The organism is Paraburkholderia dinghuensis, assembly GCF_003837865.1.
Lineage (GTDB): Bacteria > Pseudomonadota > Gammaproteobacteria > Burkholderiales > Burkholderiaceae > Paraburkholderia > Paraburkholderia dinghuensis.
In genome coordinates, this window is the sequence record NZ_RQIS01000016.1 from 93,461 (window position 1) to 110,258 (window position 16,798).

Here is a 16,798-nt window from a genome sequence, read left to right on the forward strand (position 1 = left end):
TGGGCGGCGGTTCGGAAGGGCTGCTCGCTCAGTGCGGCAGCAGGCGCGTGAGCGCCGCGCTCGCGAGCGCGCCGATCTGGGTGAGGAAATCGGTGGCCATGCCTTCATGGAAGCGACGCGGATCGGGCGAGCCCATCACGAGCAGGCCGAACGCGTTGCCTTCGGACTCGGGCTTGCCGTCGGCCTCTGGGACGCGCAGCGCGACCAGCGCGACCGATTGCGGCGCGCCATCAGTCGTATCGAGCCACTGCGCGGCTTCGAAGCCGGAGTTCGCGCCGCAATACGGTACCGCAAGGCTGTTCGCGAAGATCCGCACTTCTTCACCGGCCTGGCGCGCGAAGTCGGCCTGGGCGTAGGTTTCGGCGACGTCCCAGACGCGCAGCGCAGCCTGCGGCACGTCGAACACATCGCGCAGATTCTGGGCGATCGTGCGCGGCAGCGCGTACGGATCGCGCTCGGCGATGACGCGCGTCGTCCAGCGGCCGAATTTGTTGGCGATGCTGTCGTTTTCGTGGCCGTAGCGCAGCAGTTCCGAAAGACGACGTTCGAGATGCTTGTTCTTTTCGCGCAGCATCTCCATTTGCCGCTCTTGCAGCGATACGGCGGCTTTGCCGTGCGGGTTGCCCAGCTTGATCGTCGAAAGCAGTTCGGCATGCTCAACGAAGAACTCGGGATTGGCGAGCAGATAGTCGGCGACTTCGCGATCGTTCATGTTTTGGCGCGTTGTTGTGTCAAAGGCGCGCGGGGCGCGCAATCAATGAAGCGAATGAAGCGTTGGGCGGCGAATCGGACGCTGGCGGCCGGTGTGGTGAGCCTCGGGGTGCACCGGCGTGGCGCTCAGTCGACCAGATCGATTTCGCCTTCGAATACGGTTGTGGCGGGGCCCGCCATCGTGAGCGCGGTGGACTCGTCGCGTGCGCCGTCCCAGGCGATCGTGAGCATGCCGCCGTGCGTGTGAACCTTGACGGGCGTGTCGAGCAGCCCGCGCCGGATGCCCGCGGCCACGGCCGCGCATGCGCCCGTGCCGCACGCGAGCGTCTCGCCCGCACCGCGCTCATAGACGCGCAACCGCACCTCGTTGCGCGACACGATCTGCATGAAGCCGGCGTTCACCTTCTTCGGGAAACGCGGATGCGCCTCGATCACGGGGCCCTCCACGAGCACCGGGAATGCCTCGACGTCGTCGACTACTTGCACCGCGTGCGGGTTGCCCATCGATACGGCCGAAATCCAGCGGGTTTCGCCATTCACATCGAGCGGCCAGAGCGTGTCATTGCCCTCGCTGCGGCCATCGAGTCCGTTCGCATCGAACGGCACGCGCGCCGGTTCGAACACCGGGCTGCCCATGTCGACGACGACTTCACCGTTTTCCTGCATGACGAGCGTGATCGTGCCGTTCTGCACCTGCACGCGCACGCGGTTTGCGTCCGTGAGCTTGCGGTCGCGGACGAACTTCACGAAGCAGCGCGCGCCGTTGCCGCAGTGCTCGACCTCGCCGCCGTCGCAGTTGAAGATGCGATAACGGAAATCGACACCCTCGATGGTCGGCTTCTCAACGAGCAGCAACTGATCGGCGCCGACGCCGAAGTGGCGGTCAGCGAGTGCACGCACCTGGTCCGGCGTGAGCGCGAGTGGCTGGCTGTAGCCGTCCAGCACGACGAAGTCGTTGCCGGCGCCGTGCATTTTGGTGAATTTGAGCTTCACGTTTTACGTCTTTCCCTGGCTGCATGAGGACTCGATGCCAAGGCGCGGGCATCGGAGCCGCCCCGGCTGGCCGCCTGTTCGGGCCGCGCCGGGCTGATAGCGAATGATACACGGTGACTCATACACCGGTAGAGCGAAGCCAGGCGGGAACTGCCAGTAATTCAAGGGCGCCAGCAGAAGGTACGTTTGCGGACCGCTGGCCTCTCTCAATACACTCCAGGCTCACCCGGCGGCCGCGTCTTGAACCGCTTGTGGACCCAGTAATACTGCTCGGGAATCCGCGGAATCTGCTCTTCGAGGAAAGCGTTCATACGGCGCGCGTCCAGATCGTCGTCGCCGGTGGGATAGTTGTCCCACGGCTTGAACACCTTCAGCCGATAGCCCTTGTAGTTCGGCAGCACTTCGCCGATGAACGGCACCACCTGTGCGCGCCCCACTTTCGCGAGACGCCCCACGGCGGTCAGCGTGCAGGCGGGCACACCAAAGAACGGCACGAACGTCGAGTTGCGCATGCCGTAATCCATGTCGGCGCCAAGCATCACGGGCTTTTTGTCGCGCAACCAGCGCAGCACGACGCGTGCGCTATCGGCGCGGCTGACCATCTCGGCGCCGAAGCGGCTGCGGCCTGCCTTGGCAGCGGCTTCGAACTCGGGGTTCGAGAACGGTTGATAAAGCGAGCCGCACGGCCGATGCAGCGAGTAGTTAAGAAACATCGACCCTGCTTCGATGCCGACGAAATGCAGGCCGAGGAACAGCGTGGGCGGCAGGTCGGGATCGGTGAGGTCGACTTCACTGTCGAGCTCGATGATCTTTTCGAGCTTCTTCGCCGAACCGAACCACTGCACGCTGCGCTCCATATAGCTGCGGATCGCATGGCGGAAGTGCTGGCCCGCGACTTCCTCGCGCTTCTCTTCGCTCCAGTCGGGGAAGCAGAGCTTGAGATTGGTGTGGACGACGCGCTTGCGGCTACTCGGGATCTGATAGAGCAGCCAGCCGAGGCCGTCGCCGAGACGGGCGACGAAACCATAGGGCAGGATCGCGAAAAACTTGAGCAGGCCGATGGCGAAACGGGAGCCGAGCTTGCCTAGCATTGGGCGGCTCCCCGGGCGTTCGCGGCGGCGAATACGTAGACAAAACCCGGTGAGGGTGTGAAGGTGAATACGATGGGCGGCACGCGACGTGAACCTGCGACAAAATAAGGAAGTCGCTATAATACGGGCTTCGCCGAGTTAATAGACAACTTGCGGGGCGAAGCCGGTTTGAGCCAGATCGTGGTCGATCAATCGATTGCGAAGCGAAAACGGGTCAGGAAATCCGCTAAAGCGTCGCCGCTTCAAGGCTCCCGAAGCTGGCTACGTGAATACAACCGTTACCAGTCAAAGGAGTTTAGAGCGTGGCAAACGACTATTTCTTCACATCGGAATCCGTTTCCGAAGGCCATCCGGACAAGGTCGCCGACCAGATCTCGGATGCCATCCTTGATGCCATCCTCACCCAGGACAAGTACTCGCGCGTTGCAGCCGAAACGCTGTGCAACACGGGTCTCGTCGTCCTCGCCGGTGAAATCACGACGACTGCAAACGTCGATTACATCCAGGTCGCGCGCGACACGATCAAGCGTATCGGCTACGACAACACGGATTACGGCATCGACTACCGCGGTTGCGCGGTGCTCGTCGCTTACGACAAGCAATCGCCGGACATCGCCCAGGGCGTGGACCGCGCGCACGACAACAACCTCGATCAGGGCGCGGGCGACCAGGGCCTGATGTTCGGCTACGCGTGCGACGAAACGCCCGAGCTGATGCCGCTGCCGATCCACCTCTCGCACCGCCTCGTCGAGCGTCAGTCGAACCTGCGCCGCGATGGCCGTCTGCCCTGGCTGCGTCCCGACGCGAAGTCGCAGGTCACGATCCGCTACGTCGACGGCAAGCCGCATTCGATCGACACCGTCGTGCTGTCGACACAGCATTCGCCGGACATCGACCTCGGCACGCTGCGCGAAGCCGTCATCGAGGAAGTCATCAAGCCGGTGCTGCCGGCCGACCTCATCAAGGGCGAGATCAAGTTCCTCGTGAACCCGACCGGCCGTTTCGTGATCGGTGGCCCGCAGGGCGATTGCGGTCTTACGGGCCGCAAGATCATCGTCGACACGTACGGCGGCGCAGCGCCGCACGGCGGTGGCGCGTTCTCGGGCAAGGACCCGTCGAAGGTGGACCGTTCGGCTGCCTACGCGGGCCGTTATGTCGCGAAGAACATCGTGGCCGCAGGCCTCGCGTCGCGCTGCCTGATCCAGGTGTCGTATGCGATCGGCGTCGCGCAACCGACCTCGGTGATGGTCAACACGTTCGGCACGGGCAAAGTCTCGGACGCGACGATCACGCAACTCGTGCGCGATCACTTCGACCTGCGTCCGAAGGGCATCATCCAGATGCTCGACCTGCTGCGTCCGATCTACGAAAAGACCGCTGCTTACGGCCACTTTGGCCGCGAAGAGCCGGAATTCTCGTGGGAAGCCACCGACAAGGCACTCGTGCTGGCCGAAGCCGCCGGCACGGAGCCGGTGAGCGCGGTGGCGTAACGAGCCGTGGTCGTCCGGCCCGCGAAGTCCGCGCGCCAGACGAAGAAAAACCCCGCAGGGCGCCAACGCCCGTGCGGGGTTTTTTGTTTGTGCCGGTTTGTTTTATTGCATCGCGAACGCAAACCATCCCGTGCTGCTCGCCGACGTGCGGCGTGGACGGCGAACGATGCTGCTGCGCGGCGCGTTGCTGTCGGCCGCGGGCTTGTTGCCGACCGTGCTGAACACGCGCAGCGGCGTGCTGGGGCGATAAAGCAGCGTGCGCAGCGAGAAATGCCGCGCGCCCGAGCGCACGCGCAGCACCGAGAAGAACGAGTGGAACCACGCGCGCATGCTGTCGATGGGCTTCCTTTGACGCACTTGTTCCGCGAGTGCGCGCGTGCGTGCCGCGTGGTGGCGAAGCGCTCGTGTCACATGACGGCGCGTGGGACGCGCTGCCTTCAATGCTGCGTGGGTAAGACGACGGGTGTCGAAAACGGTGTGCATGGTCTTTAGCGGAGTCGTGGCGAGGGGCGCCTACATGGCGCTTCGTTTGCAGCAGCAAACGTGCCTGTCCAGACGGAATTGGAAAACGCCGCGCGCTCCGCGACGCTCTCGTGGAGCGGCGATGAAAGCGACGGAACGGGCCTGCGTTCTGCGGCGGGCCTCATAGCGGGTGCGGGCCGCCCGTTCGTGCGGGTGAGTACCTGAATCTCGAACGACATGCACGGAGGCTACACGCGATTCGTGACGTGCTGAAGTCGGTTAAACCCCCTGGTCGCGCACGCATGACGCATGCGATTCCGCCCTCCGACGCCATGGCGGTGCGCACGCCCCAATGCCGTGCGCGTATGTCGATGGCTCGCGGTCGTCTGTTCGACTATGCCTGATCCGACGTCTTCGCCACCGGTGCGCACGCGTTGACACGTGCATGGCGACCGATCGCGTGGATGCGCCAGACGCCCCGTCCGCTTCGGCATCCGGTTTCCGCCTGCGGGCTGTCGACGGGCCCTGCCGCGCGCCGTCACTCGCTTTACAATCGAACGATCGGGCGCGCGTCCGACGCCAAAGACCTCGAACAACGGAAGTCCCATGTCACTCCAGTCGAAGAAGGAACAGGTGCAGTCGCTGCGCGACCACGGCTTCGTGGTGGTGCCGGGGCTCGTTTCGCCCGAGCGGTGCGAAGAACTCAAGCGCATCGGCGAGACGCAGTTGCATGAGGCCGCCGCGCCGATCGAATTCGAAGCCGATTTGCGCTATCCCGGCGCGCCGGAGTCGAAAGACGCTGCCGGCGGACACACCGTGCGGCGTCTGCTTGACGCGTACTCGCGCCATGCGCGTTTTCGCGAGTGGGCGACCTCGCCGGAAATCGGCGGCTGGATGGAACTGTATTTCGGCGAAATGCCGGTGCTTTCGCGCGCGCATCACAACTGCATGATGACGAAGCATCCCGCCTACGGCAGCCTCACTGGCTGGCACCGCGATGCGCGCTACTGGTCGTTCGAACGCGACGATCTCATTTCCGTGTGGCTCGCGCTCGGGCCCGAGACGGTCGCGAACGGCGGGCTGACCTTCGTGCCCGGCTCGCACGAAGCGTCGTTCACGTCGGATCGTTTCGACGCGGCGAAATTCTTCCGCGCCGATCTGCCCGACAACCGGACGTGGATCGACCGTGCAGTGTCGCCGCCGCTCAAGACCGGTGATGTCGTGTTCTTCCACTGCAACACGCTGCATTCGGCGGGGCGCAACGAGAGCGATCAGGTGAAGTTCTCGCTGGTGTTCACGTATCACGGCGCGAGCAACGTGCCGCTGCCGGGCACACGATCGGCAGGGATGCCGGAAGTGCCGTTCTGAACGATGCGAATGGCGGGACGCTTTTGCGGTCCGTCGCATGCGTCTGCGGTAAAGCGCGGTGAACGGAGACCTGTGGAGCCGCGCCACGCACCGGCGTGCAACAGCGTCAGCGCCGCCGCCCTGAACTCGCGAGCCCCGTGAGGCCCGCGACAGTCGCCGCGAGGCCACCTACGATCAGCAGGATCGTGCGGTTGGTCGGCGCGCCGGTGAACAGCCGCGACATGTCATTCGCAAGCGAATGAAACGACTGGCCGCCGAAATACAGCAGCACGACGCCACATGCGATCAGCGCGAATGAAATCGCTTTGACCATGAAATACCTCTCGGAGGGGACGGACGCCGCAGTGTAGGCGAGCGGCGACGTGGCGTCTATCGGGCAACAGCCCCTGAAATCCCGCATAGTGGGCGTCTGCACGGCACGGGCGGATTGGCTAACATGTCAGCCTTTGCTGCGCGCCCGTACGCGGCGCACTCTACCCGCGCAGTTCTCCTGTTTTCATCGAGGAATCAATCCATGGCCTACGAAGCAGCATCCGAACGCTATTCGGACATGCAATACCGTTTTTGCGGCAAGTCGGGACTCAAGCTGCCTGCGCTGTCACTCGGCCTGTGGCACAACTTCGGCGACACCACGCCGATCGCGACGCAGCGCGAGATCCTGCGCACTGCCTTCGATCTCGGGATCACGCACTTCGACCTCGCCAACAACTACGGCCCGCCGTATGGCAGCGCCGAAACCAACTTCGGCCGGATCTTCCACGACGACTTCCGTCCGTACCGCGATGAACTGCTGATCTCGTCGAAGGCGGGCTGGGATATGTGGCCCGGCCCATACGGCCAGGGCGGTGGCTCGCGCAAGTACGTGCTTGCGAGCCTCGACCAGAGCCTGAAGCGCATGGGGCTCGACTACGTCGACATCTTCTACTCGCACCGTTTCGATGTGGAGACGCCGCTCGAAGAGACCGCGGGCGCACTCGCGAGCGCCGTGCAGCAGGGCAAGGCACTCTATGTCGGGATCTCGTCGTATTCGCCCGCGAAGACGCGCGAGATGGCGAAGCTGCTCGCCGAATACAAGGTTCCGCTGCTGATCCATCAGCCGTCGTACAACATGCTCAACCGATGGGTCGAGCAGGGCCTCCTCGACACCCTCGACGACCTCGGCGTCGGCAGCATCGCTTTTACACCGCTTGCACAAGGACTCCTAACCAACAAGTATCTGAACGGCGTGCCGCAAGACGCGCGCGTGAATCGCCCCGGCGGCGGCTCGCTCATGAGCGGGCACCTGAGCGCCGCGAATATCGAACACGTGCGCAAGCTCGATGTCATCGCCCAGCGCCGCGGCCAGAGCCTCGCGCAGATGGCGATCGCGTGGACGCTGCGCGGCGCTCGCGTCACGTCGGCGCTGATCGGCGCGAGCCGTGCGGAACAGGTGCGCGAGAACGTCGCCGCGCTGAAGAATCTCGAATTCTCGAAAGAAGAACTCGACGAAATCGACCGCTATGCGACTGAAGGCGGCGTCAATCTTTGGGAGAAGCCGTCGACGGATCAGCACATCTGATCTGCGTTGCGGCGCTGCCGTTGCCCTGCGCCTCCCTGATTCACAGAGCCCTCTCGATTCCGGGAGGGCTTTTTCTTTTGGCGCGCTAAGCCCAAGCCGCGCATCGGCGATGCCAACGACACGGTCCACGCATCGGCCACGTCGATGCTGCTGGCATCGATGAAGCGCACTAGCACGCCGGGCCGCGTCGATCATCGGCAAGCGGCCGCCCGCAAGCATCAGTCGCCCGCATGCAGCCGCCGGTGCAGCGGCCCGAGCGCGGTCGTGAGCACAGCGCAAGGAAGCAGGATCGCGACAAGCGCGAACATCGATGTCCTGAACGCATGCACGTAGTCCACGACACCGGGGTTCGCGCCCAGCGTCGAGAAAAACAGGCCGCCCAGCGTTGCCGCGCCGACGGCGGCGCCGATCTGCAGCGTCGCCGTGACCATGCCGGACGCGACACCCGCGCGCTCGGGTTCGACCTCGGCGAGCACGATCCGGACGACGGACGGCAGGACGAGGCCCTGGCCCATGCCGATCGTCGCGAGCCCCACGTAGAAGCCCGGTCCGGGCGTGCTGGCGCTGGCCAGTGCGCCGGCCGTCGCGACCCCGATCGCCAGCAACGCGAAACCGAGCGTCAGCACGCGGTAGCCGCCGAACCGGTAGACGAGACGCGGCATCAAAAGCGGGCTCGTGATGAAACCGAGGCCGAACGGCATGATCGCAAGTCCCGACGCGAGCGGCGTCCAATGCAGGCCGCTCTGCAGATAGATGCCGTAGGTCAGGAAGAACGCGCTCATCATGTAGAACAGGAATGCCAAAGCAAGGCCGAGTGCGATGACCGGATTCCGAAACAGGCGCACGTCGAGGAGCGGATCGTTTCCGTCCACGAGCCTGCGCCACTCGACCCGGACCAGCCAATACAGCATCGGGAGCGAACCTGCGAGGCAGGCGAGCATCCAGAGCGGCCAACCGGCCTCGGGTCCGCGCGTCAGCGGATAGACGAGCATCAGCAGGAAAAGCGAAAGCAGGATCGACCCGGGCACATCGATGCGCTTGCCGCGCGGCGGCCGGTTTTCCGGAATGAAACGCCAACTGCCCAGCAGCGCCAGCACACCGATCGGCAGATTGACGAGGAAGATCGAACGCCAGCCGAGCCCGAACGGATGAAGGCTGATCAGCGCGCCGCCGCCGAGCTGGCCGATGACCGCCGCGAGCCCGAAGACGAAGCCGTAAAAGCCCATGACGCGCACCTGCTCGTGCGGCGTGAAAACGCTTCGGATCGTGGCGAGCACCTGCGGTCCCAGAATCGCGGCGAACAGACCCTGCAGAAGACGCCCGGCGACGAGTTCCGCGCCGCTGCCGGCGAGGCCACACAGCGTGGACGCCACCACAAAACCTGCCATCCCGATCATGAAGAGGCGCTTTCGGCCGTAGAGGTCGCCGAGCCGGCCACCCGTGATTTGCGCGACGGCGTTCGCGCATGCGTAGGCCGAGACGACCAGTTGCAGTTCGGAGGCCTGGGCGCCCAGGCCGTCGCGGATGGCCGGCAGGGCAAGGTTCACGATGAAGTAGTCGAGCGGCGGCAGTATCGCGCCAACCAGCAGGACGACCAGCGCCCAGCCGTGATGGCTGCGTGCGGTTTCCGCTGGCGCGTAGCGTGCCGGGGTGCGTGCAGCGAGCGTGTTGTCGGACATGAAGAGACTCTCCAGGACAGGGCGCGGAGTGCGCCATCCCGGCTGCCTGCTCCCTGCGGGGCGTGCAGCCGGCATGATCGAGTCGAAAGTGTCTCCCCCGCGTATCGTCCTGAAAAGCGGGAATTGGTGGTAGTATCCATCGAGTTATCCGATGGATGGGGGAGGCAATGCGTGGTTTCGATCTTGACCAGTTGAGGACCTTCGCCGCGGTGGCGCAGGCGGGCAGCCTGTCCGCGGCCGCGCCGCTCCTGCACTTGTCGCAGTCGACGGTGAGCGAGCAGGTGCGCAAGCTGGAGACGCGTGCGGGCGTGCCGTTGTTCGTGCGCAGCAAGCGCGGCGTCGAGCCCACGCCTGCGGGCTCGCGGCTGCTGGACCACGCGCGACGCATCGTGGCGCTCAATGAAGCCGCATTCGACGAACTACGCGGGCAGGCGATCAAGGGCGAATTGCGCGTCGCGATCACCGATTATTTCCGCACCAACGAGGTGGCGGGCATGCTGGTGCGGCTGCGTGAGTGTTATCCGCAGTTGAGCTTGCATGTCAGCACGATGAAGAGCGCCGAAATCGAACTCGCGCAGGCGAAAGGGCAGATCGATATCGGGGTGGTCATGAATATGTCGACTGGCCCGTTCAGGCCCGCTGCCGCCGATACGCGCTGGATGCTGCGCCGGGAGCCGATCTACTGGGTCGCGTCGCCGTCGCTTGCGGAGCAGTTGCCCGATCCGTTGCCGCTTGTTCTGCTGCCGGGCGACTGCATGATGCATCAGGTCGCGGTGCGGTCCCTCGAAGAAAGCGGCATGTCCTATGAGCTGGTGCACAGTGCGTCCGGCGTCGCGGGACTGCAATCGATGCTCGCAGCCGGGCTGGGCGTGGGCTGCCTGTGCGCGTCGGCGATCGGGGACGGTCTCGTGCGGCTGGGTCCGAAACATCGATTGCCGGTGTTGCCGGAAGCGGTGTTTTCGCTGACGCCGCCGTTGTCGGGTGAGTCGGAAACGGTGGCGCAGGCAAGGGAAGCGTTGGGAAGACAGTTGTTGATGTGAGGGGGTGTTGCGCGCTGTGCGGGTGACTGTGGGTGCTGAGTGGTGCTTTATCGTGGGACCAGGGGCGGTGGTCGTCGGCTTGCTGCCGCTGTTCGACCTGGCGTGCCACCGGCAGCGGCTTCATGCGTACAACGGCCCTTCAATGGGTCAGACTGGCTGGAATGCATCGATGCTTAAGTCATCTTGCACCGTAGAAATGACGGTACTGCCACGCGGCCTGCCTCGTCACCTCGTCGTCGGGCCACGGACCGGTTCCAAATCTGCCTAACGAAAGCGGCGCCAGATCAATCGGAGGCGCACCGTCAATGATCCACGCAGCAAGCGCTTCCCCCAGTGCCGGCGCAATGGACAGTCCAGCGACATTGCAGCCACTCGCGAAGTAAAACCCCCGAATTGCAGGCGTCGGACCGACGATGTGCTGGCCATCGGCCGTCATCGTTGGGAGCCCGCCACGATGCTCGCGAATGCCTGCCTTCAGAAGGATCGGCAACTGGGCCTCGACGTCCCGAGCGTATTGCCAGAGAACCTTGGCATCGAGCGACAGATCCTTGATGTCGAAGTTGGCCTCGAAGTCATTCATGTCGAAGAATCGCGGATTTTCCTCGTAGACGCCCCACAGAAGTCCCCCGTCACAAGGCCTCATATACACCGCAGCATCCATGATTCTGACCATCGGCAATTCGGCGCGGGCATCGGGAACTGGCTCGGTGACGAACAATTGCTGCGCTGTTGTAACAAGAGGAACCCGAACTCCGCTGGCTTCGGCTACTTGTCGCGTCCAGGCGCCGGCTGCATCGACGACGATAGGGGCTCCTATGTGGCCGCGCGTCGTGTCGACCCCGCTCACCTCGCCGTCCGCAATCAGGACGCGCGTAACCGCAGTGTTCGGCAGTAACACTGCACCGTTTGCCTGCGCGGCACGAGCGAAGCCGACGGCCAGTTGAGCAGGATTGAAATACATGTCGTCGCCGATGCGTATCACACCAACGACCCCCGTCGTTTGAAGAAACGGGTTGAGCCGGTGGGCCGCGTCAAGGGAGATTTCCTCCACGTCCAGGTCGTGGCGCCGGCCGCGCAGGATGTCTTCCTGAATGACCTCGGCGTCCACTGGTCGCCGCGCGACCTTCAGGCTGCCCGACTGTACCCAGTCCAGAGGCTGACCGGTGTCCGCAGAGAATTGCCTGACCCTGGCAGCCGCCAACTTGATCAGGTCGATCATCAAGTCGCTCTTGCGCAGGCAACTGACCATGCCAGCCGCTCGCGGAGAGGTTTGTGAGCCGATTTCGAGCCGCTCGAGCAGCGTGACCCGATGGGTGCCGCGCTTTGCCAGGTAGTAGGCCGTCGCCGCTCCAAGGCCGCCAGAGCCAATGACGATCACATCGGCGGATTCATCCATCGCTGCGTCTCCCGGTCTATCACGCGGCGCGATCCGTCAAGCTAACGGCGCTTGAACCATGGTATGCGTCGAAACAAACAATACAGCGCCCGCGAGCTAACGGACGGCCGTTTGCTGGGCGGAGCTGAAGTTTGAACGTCCGGGCGACGGTGCGTGCGAAAGACGCTTCGTGGCCGAATGCTGAGGTTTATCGTCGCTCGATATACTTCGCGCCAGATTCAACCGTCGAACTTCCGTAGCGGACTCGAAACGATCAGCCAGTTCTCCCGCCGCCTTTCCCCCACGCTTCCTGGCGCTGTCACGCAGCACTGCTAACGTCGCGACAGTCCTGGAAACGAGAAGCACCGAGCTGCTGGCGGCAATGTTTGCGCGCGGCCTGTGGCTCTCGATAGCCGACAACCTGCCGCACTATCGCGTCGCGCTCGACGAACCGGGACGCGCACGCGATCTGCGCGTGCCGCGCGTTATCGGCGTCATGCTGATGAATCATCACCTGCATCCGACGATGCCGTGGACCACGTTGCCGCAACTCGCGCGCGATCGGGGCGAAGCGGCGAGTCAGCGTCCCGCGTATTTTCGTGCGGCGCTGAGGCAGTTGTGCGGGCTGCAACCGAGGAACCGGATGCATTGAAGTTGAAGCGCGGCACCCGCGCGGTGGCCTTCGCGCGGCGTCGCGGGCAGTGACCAGTCCGCAGTTGCCGGTTTGTTCGCTACGTCATCAACACGGGCAACGTTTCGACGAGCGCCACCGCCACCAGCGCACCGATCAACGCACCGATTACGCGCAGCGTGTTGTGCCGGAACTCGGTCGCACAAGGGAGCGCGCCAAGAAAGAGCGCACCCGCGAGGGCCATCGGGATGATCATCACGAAATCGCCAATCGTGAAATAACCTTCCATGCTCGTCTCCTTATCGGGTCGGCGGCGGAAACGCACGGCTATTGTCGTGTCGACGTCGTGACGGCTTCCGGCCTTTTCCGAGTATAGGTGAGCGTTGCAAACGTGGCGGCCGGTCTGCACGCGGCGCCGGCGGCTTCACTGTGCGGCGCGGCACGCCTGGCGCGGCGCGGCCGCTGGCACGGTCCACTCAGAGCGGCATATGCGCGCAGATTGTCGGCATTACGTAAACTTTCGTTTTGGGCACGCTGGAAGCGGATTTTTAGGCCGTGCCAGCACGCTCGCGCGTGCGTAGCTTCCACGCGAGTACAAGACCGACGATCAGCAGGGCCGCAACGAGGCCCGCGACGCCGCCCCAACCGCCGGCCGCCCAGAAGTGCCCACCGATCGAGCCCATGATGCTCGATCCGAGGTAGTACGCGAGCAAGTAGAGAGCTGCGGCCTGGCCCTTGCCTTCGCGTGCGAGACGGCCGACCCAGCCGCTGGCGACGGCATGGCCCGCGAAGAAGCCGATCGTGAGGCAGCCGATGCCGGCGGCGATCATCCAGAGCGACGGGAACAGCGTGAGTGCGACCCCGGCGAGCATCGTCGCGAGGCTGGCGATGAGGACGCGCCCGCGCCCGAAGGTGTCGGCCATGCGGCCCGACCATGGCGAGGCGATCACGCCGGTCAGATAGACGATGAAGATCGCGCCGATGGCGGACTGGCTCAGGTTGTACGGCGGCGCGATGAGCCGATAGCCGATGTAGTTGTAGAGCGTGACGAAGCTGCCCATCAGCACGAAGCCCATCGAGAACAGCATGGGCAAGCCGGGTCGCCCGAAATGCTTCAGGAGTGCCGCGCGATGATGCGCGAAGCCGAGTCCCTTCTTCGGCACGAAGTGGCGCGAGGGTGGCAGAAGCGCGCGAAACGCGAGCATCGAACCGATGCCGAGCGCGCCGATCACGGCCATCGCCACGCGCCAGCCGAACAGGTCGGTGAGGACGCCTGTGATGACGCGTCCCGCCATGCCGCCGATGGCCGTGCCGCCGACGTACAGCCCCATCGCCATGCCGAGGCCATCGGGATGCATTTCCTCGGCGAGCCAGGCCATGGCGACGGCGGGCACGCCGCCGAGCGCCAGGCCGACGAGCGTGCGCAGCAGCAGCAATTCATGCCACTGCGGGACGAATGCGGTGGCGAGCGTGAGCAGCGAGGACGCCGTGAGCGACGCGGTCATCATCGTGCGGCGGCTCAAGCCTTCGGAGACGAAACCCGCGACGAATACCGCACCGGCGAGCGCGGCAGTGGTGAGCGAGAGCGAGAGACTGCTTTGCGCGGGGCTTACGCCGAATGCCTGCGAGAACGCAGGAAGAAGCGGTTGGACACAGTAGAGCAGCGAGAACGTCGCATAGCCGGCGAAGAGCAGGGCGAGACACGCGCGCCAGTAAGCGCGCGAGCCGCGTTCGAGGTAGGGCTCGCTCGGCTGCGAACGCGTCGCGGTAGTGCGAGCGGCGCCCGGTGAAACGCTCACGACTGGATCTCCTTGCAGACTACAAAGTACGAAGCCGCAACGATACGCCTGTTGTGCGAATCACGTTGGCGAGGTTGCAGCGGTTGGCGCTTCTCATGCAGGAGAAAGCTGAGTGAGCGTCAGTCCTCGCGTCGCTGATGTAGGTGTCTGCGGGGTCCAATTAATTTTGACATGTCGGGCTACGCGTCAGGGCAATGTGCAAATTGATATGCCGTCGACGGCCTTTCCGGACCCGAGTTGATATTGACGGAAACGGTTGACTGAACGCGAAGGTGCTTCGTGGTCGAATTCGTACATCACCATTTATCGAGTCCACATTACTGAGCGCGGGTTTTTAAGAAAATCCCGGTCGAAATGTCAATTAATTTGAAATGCATAACATCCATGATGCTGTCGAACAAACGGCAACGCATCGGCTTGAATTTCTCCAGATGCCGAATGTAGGATGACGCGAATCAACTGAATCCTTGCAGCGGGGAACCACCCTGCAAGACGAGCATCATGAACGCGATTGAGAACGCCGATGCAGCTCGCGCACTGATTGAGTGTCAGGACCGAAGCGAGTGGTCGTCGCTGCTATTTGAGCTTGCTGAGCGTTATGGCTTTCCTTCCGTCTTTTTCGCGATGACGGAGTCGTTGGCCGCAACGTACCGCGCAGCCTTTGTCGAGACGAATTTTGCGCCAGATTGGTGGCAAGCTTACGAGGCGGAGCGTTTTTCCAAAATCGACCCCGTACTGGCACACTGTCGCCGACACATGCATCCGCTGATCTGGAATGCGCAGACTTTCGTGACCGAACGCGAGCGCGCGTTTTACGAATGCGGGCGACAACATGGTTTGGCCTCGGGGATTGCCTATCCGGTCCATGGTCCGCTTGGCGCGGCGGGCATTCTATGTTTTGCGTCCCCCGATGGCACTCACGCAACCGCACCGGCAAGCGCGAACGCGTGTGCGTCGCTGGCGCTCGTGCGCGATTATGTTTGTGAATCGCATCGCAAGATCGCACGCGCGAAGCGAGCGACATCCGGGACCGCATCACTGACGCCGCGCGAACTCGAGTGTCTGCGATGGGTCGCAGCCGGCAAAACATCGTGGGAAATGTCGCGCATCCTTTCCTGCTCCGAGGCGACGATCAATTTTCATATTTCCAACGTCACGCGCAAGTTCGGCGTGCAGACGCGCCGACAGGCCGCGATTCGCGCGATTTCCGAGGGGCTTGTCGCGCCGGGTTGATCGAGGGCATGCACCTCTGATCGAACGCCCGGCGTTTTGAACATCGCATCAGCTATATCGACGAAATACCAGCGTGCCGTTCGTCCCTCCGAACGCGAACGAATTCGAAATCGCCACATCGATGTTCATGTCGCGTGCGACGTTCGGCACGTAGTCGAGGTCGCACGCAGGGTCGGGCGTTGTGAGGTTCGCAGTCGGCGGGGCAATCTGGTGATAGAGCGAGAGCACGGTGTACACGGCTTCGACGCCGCCCGCCGCGCCGAGCAGGTGGCCCGTCATCGACTTCGTCGAACTGATCGCGAGCTTTCTCGCGTGGTCGCCAAACACCGCCTTGAACGCAGTCGTTTCCACGCGGTCACCGAGCGGCGTCGATGTGCCGTGCGCATTGGCGTACTGCACGCTCAGCGGATCGACACCCGCGTTATGCAGCGCATTGCGCATGCAGCGGATGGCGCCGTCTCCATCTTCCGACGGGCTGGTGATGTGGTAAGCGTCCGTGCTCATACCGAAGCCTGCGAGTTCGGCGTAAATGCGCGCCCCGCGTCGGCGCGCATGTTCGAGTTCCTCCAGCACGACGATGCCTGCGCCTTCGCCGAGCACGAAACCGTCGCGCCCGGCGTCCCAGGGGCGGCTCGCTGTCTCGGGGCTATCGTTGCGCGTGGACAGTGCTCTCGCGCGCCCGAACCCCGCGAAACTGCTCGCCATGACCGCAGCCTCGGCGCCGCCCGCGAGCATCACGTCAGCGTCGCCGTATTCGATGAGGCGACTCGCGTCGCCGATCGAGTGCGTCGATGTCGAACAGGCGGTGGCCAGCGCGAGACTCGGTCCCTTGAGTCCGAACATGATCGACAGATTACCGGAGATCATGTTGATGATTAACGAAGGGATGTAGAACGGCGACACGCGCCGAAGCCCCTGTTCCCGGAGCATGATGCCCGATTCGACGATTGTTGAGATGCCGCCGATTCCCGAGCCCGCGTGTACGCCGATGCGGTGGGCGTTCGAATCCGTCACTTCGAGGCCGGCGTCACGAAAAGCTTCGATGCCCGCCACGATCCCCAACTGGATGAAGCGGTCCATGTGCCGCAATTCTTTTACTGGAATAGCGCCGCTGGCGTCGAACGTCCGGACTTCGCCAGCGATTTGCGACGGAAACGCGCTTGCATCGAATAAGCTGACGCGGCTGATTCCGCTTCGTCCGGCTACGATATTGGTCCAGTTTTCCTCGACGCCAACGCCCACAGGCGAAACCGCGCCGAGGCCGGTGACGACTACCCTTCTTTTGGTCACGATTTGTTATTCCTTGTTTGCGTCGAAGCGTGCCGCACGGGCAACGCCTGCTGCATTCGAGCAGCAAGGTGAACATTC

General features: G+C 63.8%; 16 protein-coding genes. 6 read left to right on the top strand and 10 right to left on the bottom strand.

Annotated features, from left to right (window positions below; all coding sequences use genetic code 11):
• Positions 1 to 28 precede the first annotated feature (28 nt).
• The 3 genes from D1Y85_RS20575 to D1Y85_RS20585 all read right to left on the bottom strand — a co-directional run bounded on the left by D1Y85_RS20575 (position 29) and on the right by D1Y85_RS20585 (position 2,795).
• The gene (locus tag D1Y85_RS20575; RefSeq protein WP_124152924.1) at positions 29 to 712 is read right to left on the bottom strand and encodes a DUF484 family protein; all 684 of its coding nucleotides are present in this window, start codon (positions 710 to 712) and stop codon (positions 29 to 31) included.
• 125 nt (positions 713 to 837) lie between these two features.
• On the bottom strand, positions 838 to 1,704 hold the full coding sequence (gene dapF, locus D1Y85_RS20580; RefSeq protein ID WP_124152925.1) for a diaminopimelate epimerase: 867 nt from the start codon (positions 1,702 to 1,704) through the stop codon (positions 838 to 840).
• A 206-nt stretch (positions 1,705 to 1,910) separates the two neighbouring features.
• On the bottom strand, positions 1,911 to 2,795 hold the full coding sequence (locus D1Y85_RS20585) for a lipid A biosynthesis lauroyl acyltransferase (RefSeq protein ID WP_124152926.1): 885 nt from the start codon (positions 2,793 to 2,795) through the stop codon (positions 1,911 to 1,913).
• 302 nt (positions 2,796 to 3,097) lie between these two features.
• On the opposite strand from D1Y85_RS20585, the gene metK reads away from it, so the two are divergent.
• Positions 3,098 to 4,285, top strand: a complete 1,188-nt coding sequence (gene metK / locus D1Y85_RS20590; RefSeq protein ID WP_124152927.1) for a methionine adenosyltransferase — start codon at positions 3,098 to 3,100, stop codon at positions 4,283 to 4,285.
• A gap of 102 nt (positions 4,286 to 4,387) precedes the next feature.
• Here metK and D1Y85_RS20595 read toward each other — a convergent pair whose 3' ends face one another.
• Positions 4,388 to 4,768 (bottom strand): hypothetical protein, encoded by a 381-nt coding sequence (locus tag D1Y85_RS20595; RefSeq protein ID WP_124152928.1) that lies wholly within the window; start codon positions 4,766 to 4,768, stop codon positions 4,388 to 4,390.
• Between the two features lie 585 nt (positions 4,769 to 5,353).
• Between D1Y85_RS20595 and D1Y85_RS20600 the strand changes: the two genes are divergently transcribed.
• Positions 5,354 to 6,115 carry a phytanoyl-CoA dioxygenase family protein gene (locus tag D1Y85_RS20600; protein WP_124152929.1) on the top strand — a complete coding sequence of 254 codons (762 nt, stop codon included), beginning with the start codon at positions 5,354 to 5,356 and terminating at the stop codon, positions 6,113 to 6,115.
• A gap of 106 nt (positions 6,116 to 6,221) precedes the next feature.
• Here the strand turns inward: D1Y85_RS20600 and D1Y85_RS20605 are convergent, their stop codons facing one another.
• Entirely contained in the window at positions 6,222 to 6,428 is a 207-nt protein-coding gene (locus D1Y85_RS20605) for a DUF3185 family protein (protein ID WP_124152930.1), read from the bottom strand.
• Between the two features lie 201 nt (positions 6,429 to 6,629).
• Between D1Y85_RS20605 and mgrA the strand changes: the two genes are divergently transcribed.
• A complete protein-coding gene (gene mgrA, locus D1Y85_RS20610; protein WP_124152931.1) occupies positions 6,630 to 7,673 on the top strand; it encodes an L-glyceraldehyde 3-phosphate reductase in 1,044 nt (347 codons plus the stop codon).
• A 218-nt stretch (positions 7,674 to 7,891) separates the two neighbouring features.
• Here mgrA and D1Y85_RS20615 read toward each other — a convergent pair whose 3' ends face one another.
• On the bottom strand, positions 7,892 to 9,352 hold the full coding sequence (locus D1Y85_RS20615; RefSeq protein ID WP_124152932.1) for an MFS transporter: 1,461 nt from the start codon (positions 9,350 to 9,352) through the stop codon (positions 7,892 to 7,894).
• A gap of 167 nt (positions 9,353 to 9,519) precedes the next feature.
• On the opposite strand from D1Y85_RS20615, the gene D1Y85_RS20620 reads away from it, so the two are divergent.
• Positions 9,520 to 10,392, top strand: a complete 873-nt coding sequence (locus D1Y85_RS20620; RefSeq protein ID WP_124152933.1) for a LysR family transcriptional regulator — start codon at positions 9,520 to 9,522, stop codon at positions 10,390 to 10,392.
• Positions 10,393 to 10,570: 178 nt separating this feature from the next.
• On the opposite strand, the gene D1Y85_RS20625 is transcribed toward D1Y85_RS20620, so the two are convergent.
• On the bottom strand, positions 10,571 to 11,788 hold the full coding sequence (locus D1Y85_RS20625; protein ID WP_124152934.1) for an NAD(P)/FAD-dependent oxidoreductase: 1,218 nt from the start codon (positions 11,786 to 11,788) through the stop codon (positions 10,571 to 10,573).
• A 361-nt stretch (positions 11,789 to 12,149) separates the two neighbouring features.
• Between D1Y85_RS20625 and D1Y85_RS20630 the strand changes: the two genes are divergently transcribed.
• A complete protein-coding gene (locus D1Y85_RS20630) occupies positions 12,150 to 12,419 on the top strand; it encodes a hypothetical protein (RefSeq protein ID WP_124152935.1) in 270 nt (89 codons plus the stop codon).
• 79 nt (positions 12,420 to 12,498) lie between these two features.
• Here the strand turns inward: D1Y85_RS20630 and D1Y85_RS20635 are convergent, their stop codons facing one another.
• Entirely contained in the window at positions 12,499 to 12,687 is a 189-nt protein-coding gene (locus tag D1Y85_RS20635) for a hypothetical protein (protein ID WP_124152936.1), read from the bottom strand.
• Between the two features lie 259 nt (positions 12,688 to 12,946).
• Complete coding sequence (locus D1Y85_RS20640) at positions 12,947 to 14,197, bottom strand: MFS transporter (protein ID WP_124152937.1); 1,251 nt, start codon at positions 14,195 to 14,197, stop codon at positions 12,947 to 12,949.
• 501 nt (positions 14,198 to 14,698) lie between these two features.
• On the opposite strand from D1Y85_RS20640, the gene D1Y85_RS20645 reads away from it, so the two are divergent.
• Positions 14,699 to 15,430 carry a helix-turn-helix transcriptional regulator gene (locus D1Y85_RS20645; protein ID WP_124152938.1) on the top strand — a complete coding sequence of 244 codons (732 nt, stop codon included), beginning with the start codon at positions 14,699 to 14,701 and terminating at the stop codon, positions 15,428 to 15,430.
• Between the two features lie 48 nt (positions 15,431 to 15,478).
• On the opposite strand, the gene fabF is transcribed toward D1Y85_RS20645, so the two are convergent.
• Positions 15,479 to 16,720, bottom strand: coding sequence for a beta-ketoacyl-ACP synthase II (fabF, locus tag D1Y85_RS20650; RefSeq protein WP_124152939.1), 1,242 nt, complete (start codon positions 16,718 to 16,720; stop codon positions 15,479 to 15,481).
• Positions 16,721 to 16,798: the final 78 nt, after the last annotated feature.

Bases quoted from the DNA above. Each gene is read 5' to 3' on its own strand.
- D1Y85_RS20575 (WP_124152924.1), bottom strand. From the start codon at position 712: ATGAACGATCGCGAAGTCGCCGACTATCTGCTCGCCAATCCCGAGTTC.
- D1Y85_RS20585 (WP_124152926.1), bottom strand. From the start codon at position 2,795: ATGCTAGGCAAGCTCGGCTCCCGTTTCGCCATCGGCCTGCTCAAGTTT.
- D1Y85_RS20595 (WP_124152928.1), bottom strand. From the start codon at position 4,768: ATGCACACCGTTTTCGACACCCGTCGTCTTACCCACGCAGCATTGAAG.
- D1Y85_RS20600 (WP_124152929.1), top strand. From the start codon at position 5,354: ATGTCACTCCAGTCGAAGAAGGAACAGGTGCAGTCGCTGCGCGACCAC.
- D1Y85_RS20605 (WP_124152930.1), bottom strand. From the start codon at position 6,428: ATGGTCAAAGCGATTTCATTCGCGCTGATCGCATGTGGCGTCGTGCTG.
- mgrA (WP_124152931.1), top strand. From the start codon at position 6,630: ATGGCCTACGAAGCAGCATCCGAACGCTATTCGGACATGCAATACCGT.
- D1Y85_RS20615 (WP_124152932.1), bottom strand. From the start codon at position 9,352: ATGTCCGACAACACGCTCGCTGCACGCACCCCGGCACGCTACGCGCCA.
- D1Y85_RS20620 (WP_124152933.1), top strand. From the start codon at position 9,520: ATGCGTGGTTTCGATCTTGACCAGTTGAGGACCTTCGCCGCGGTGGCG.
- D1Y85_RS20625 (WP_124152934.1), bottom strand. From the start codon at position 11,788: ATGGATGAATCCGCCGATGTGATCGTCATTGGCTCTGGCGGCCTTGGA.
- D1Y85_RS20630 (WP_124152935.1), top strand. From the start codon at position 12,150: ATGTTTGCGCGCGGCCTGTGGCTCTCGATAGCCGACAACCTGCCGCAC.
- D1Y85_RS20635 (WP_124152936.1), bottom strand. From the start codon at position 12,687: ATGGAAGGTTATTTCACGATTGGCGATTTCGTGATGATCATCCCGATG.
- D1Y85_RS20645 (WP_124152938.1), top strand. From the start codon at position 14,699: ATGAACGCGATTGAGAACGCCGATGCAGCTCGCGCACTGATTGAGTGT.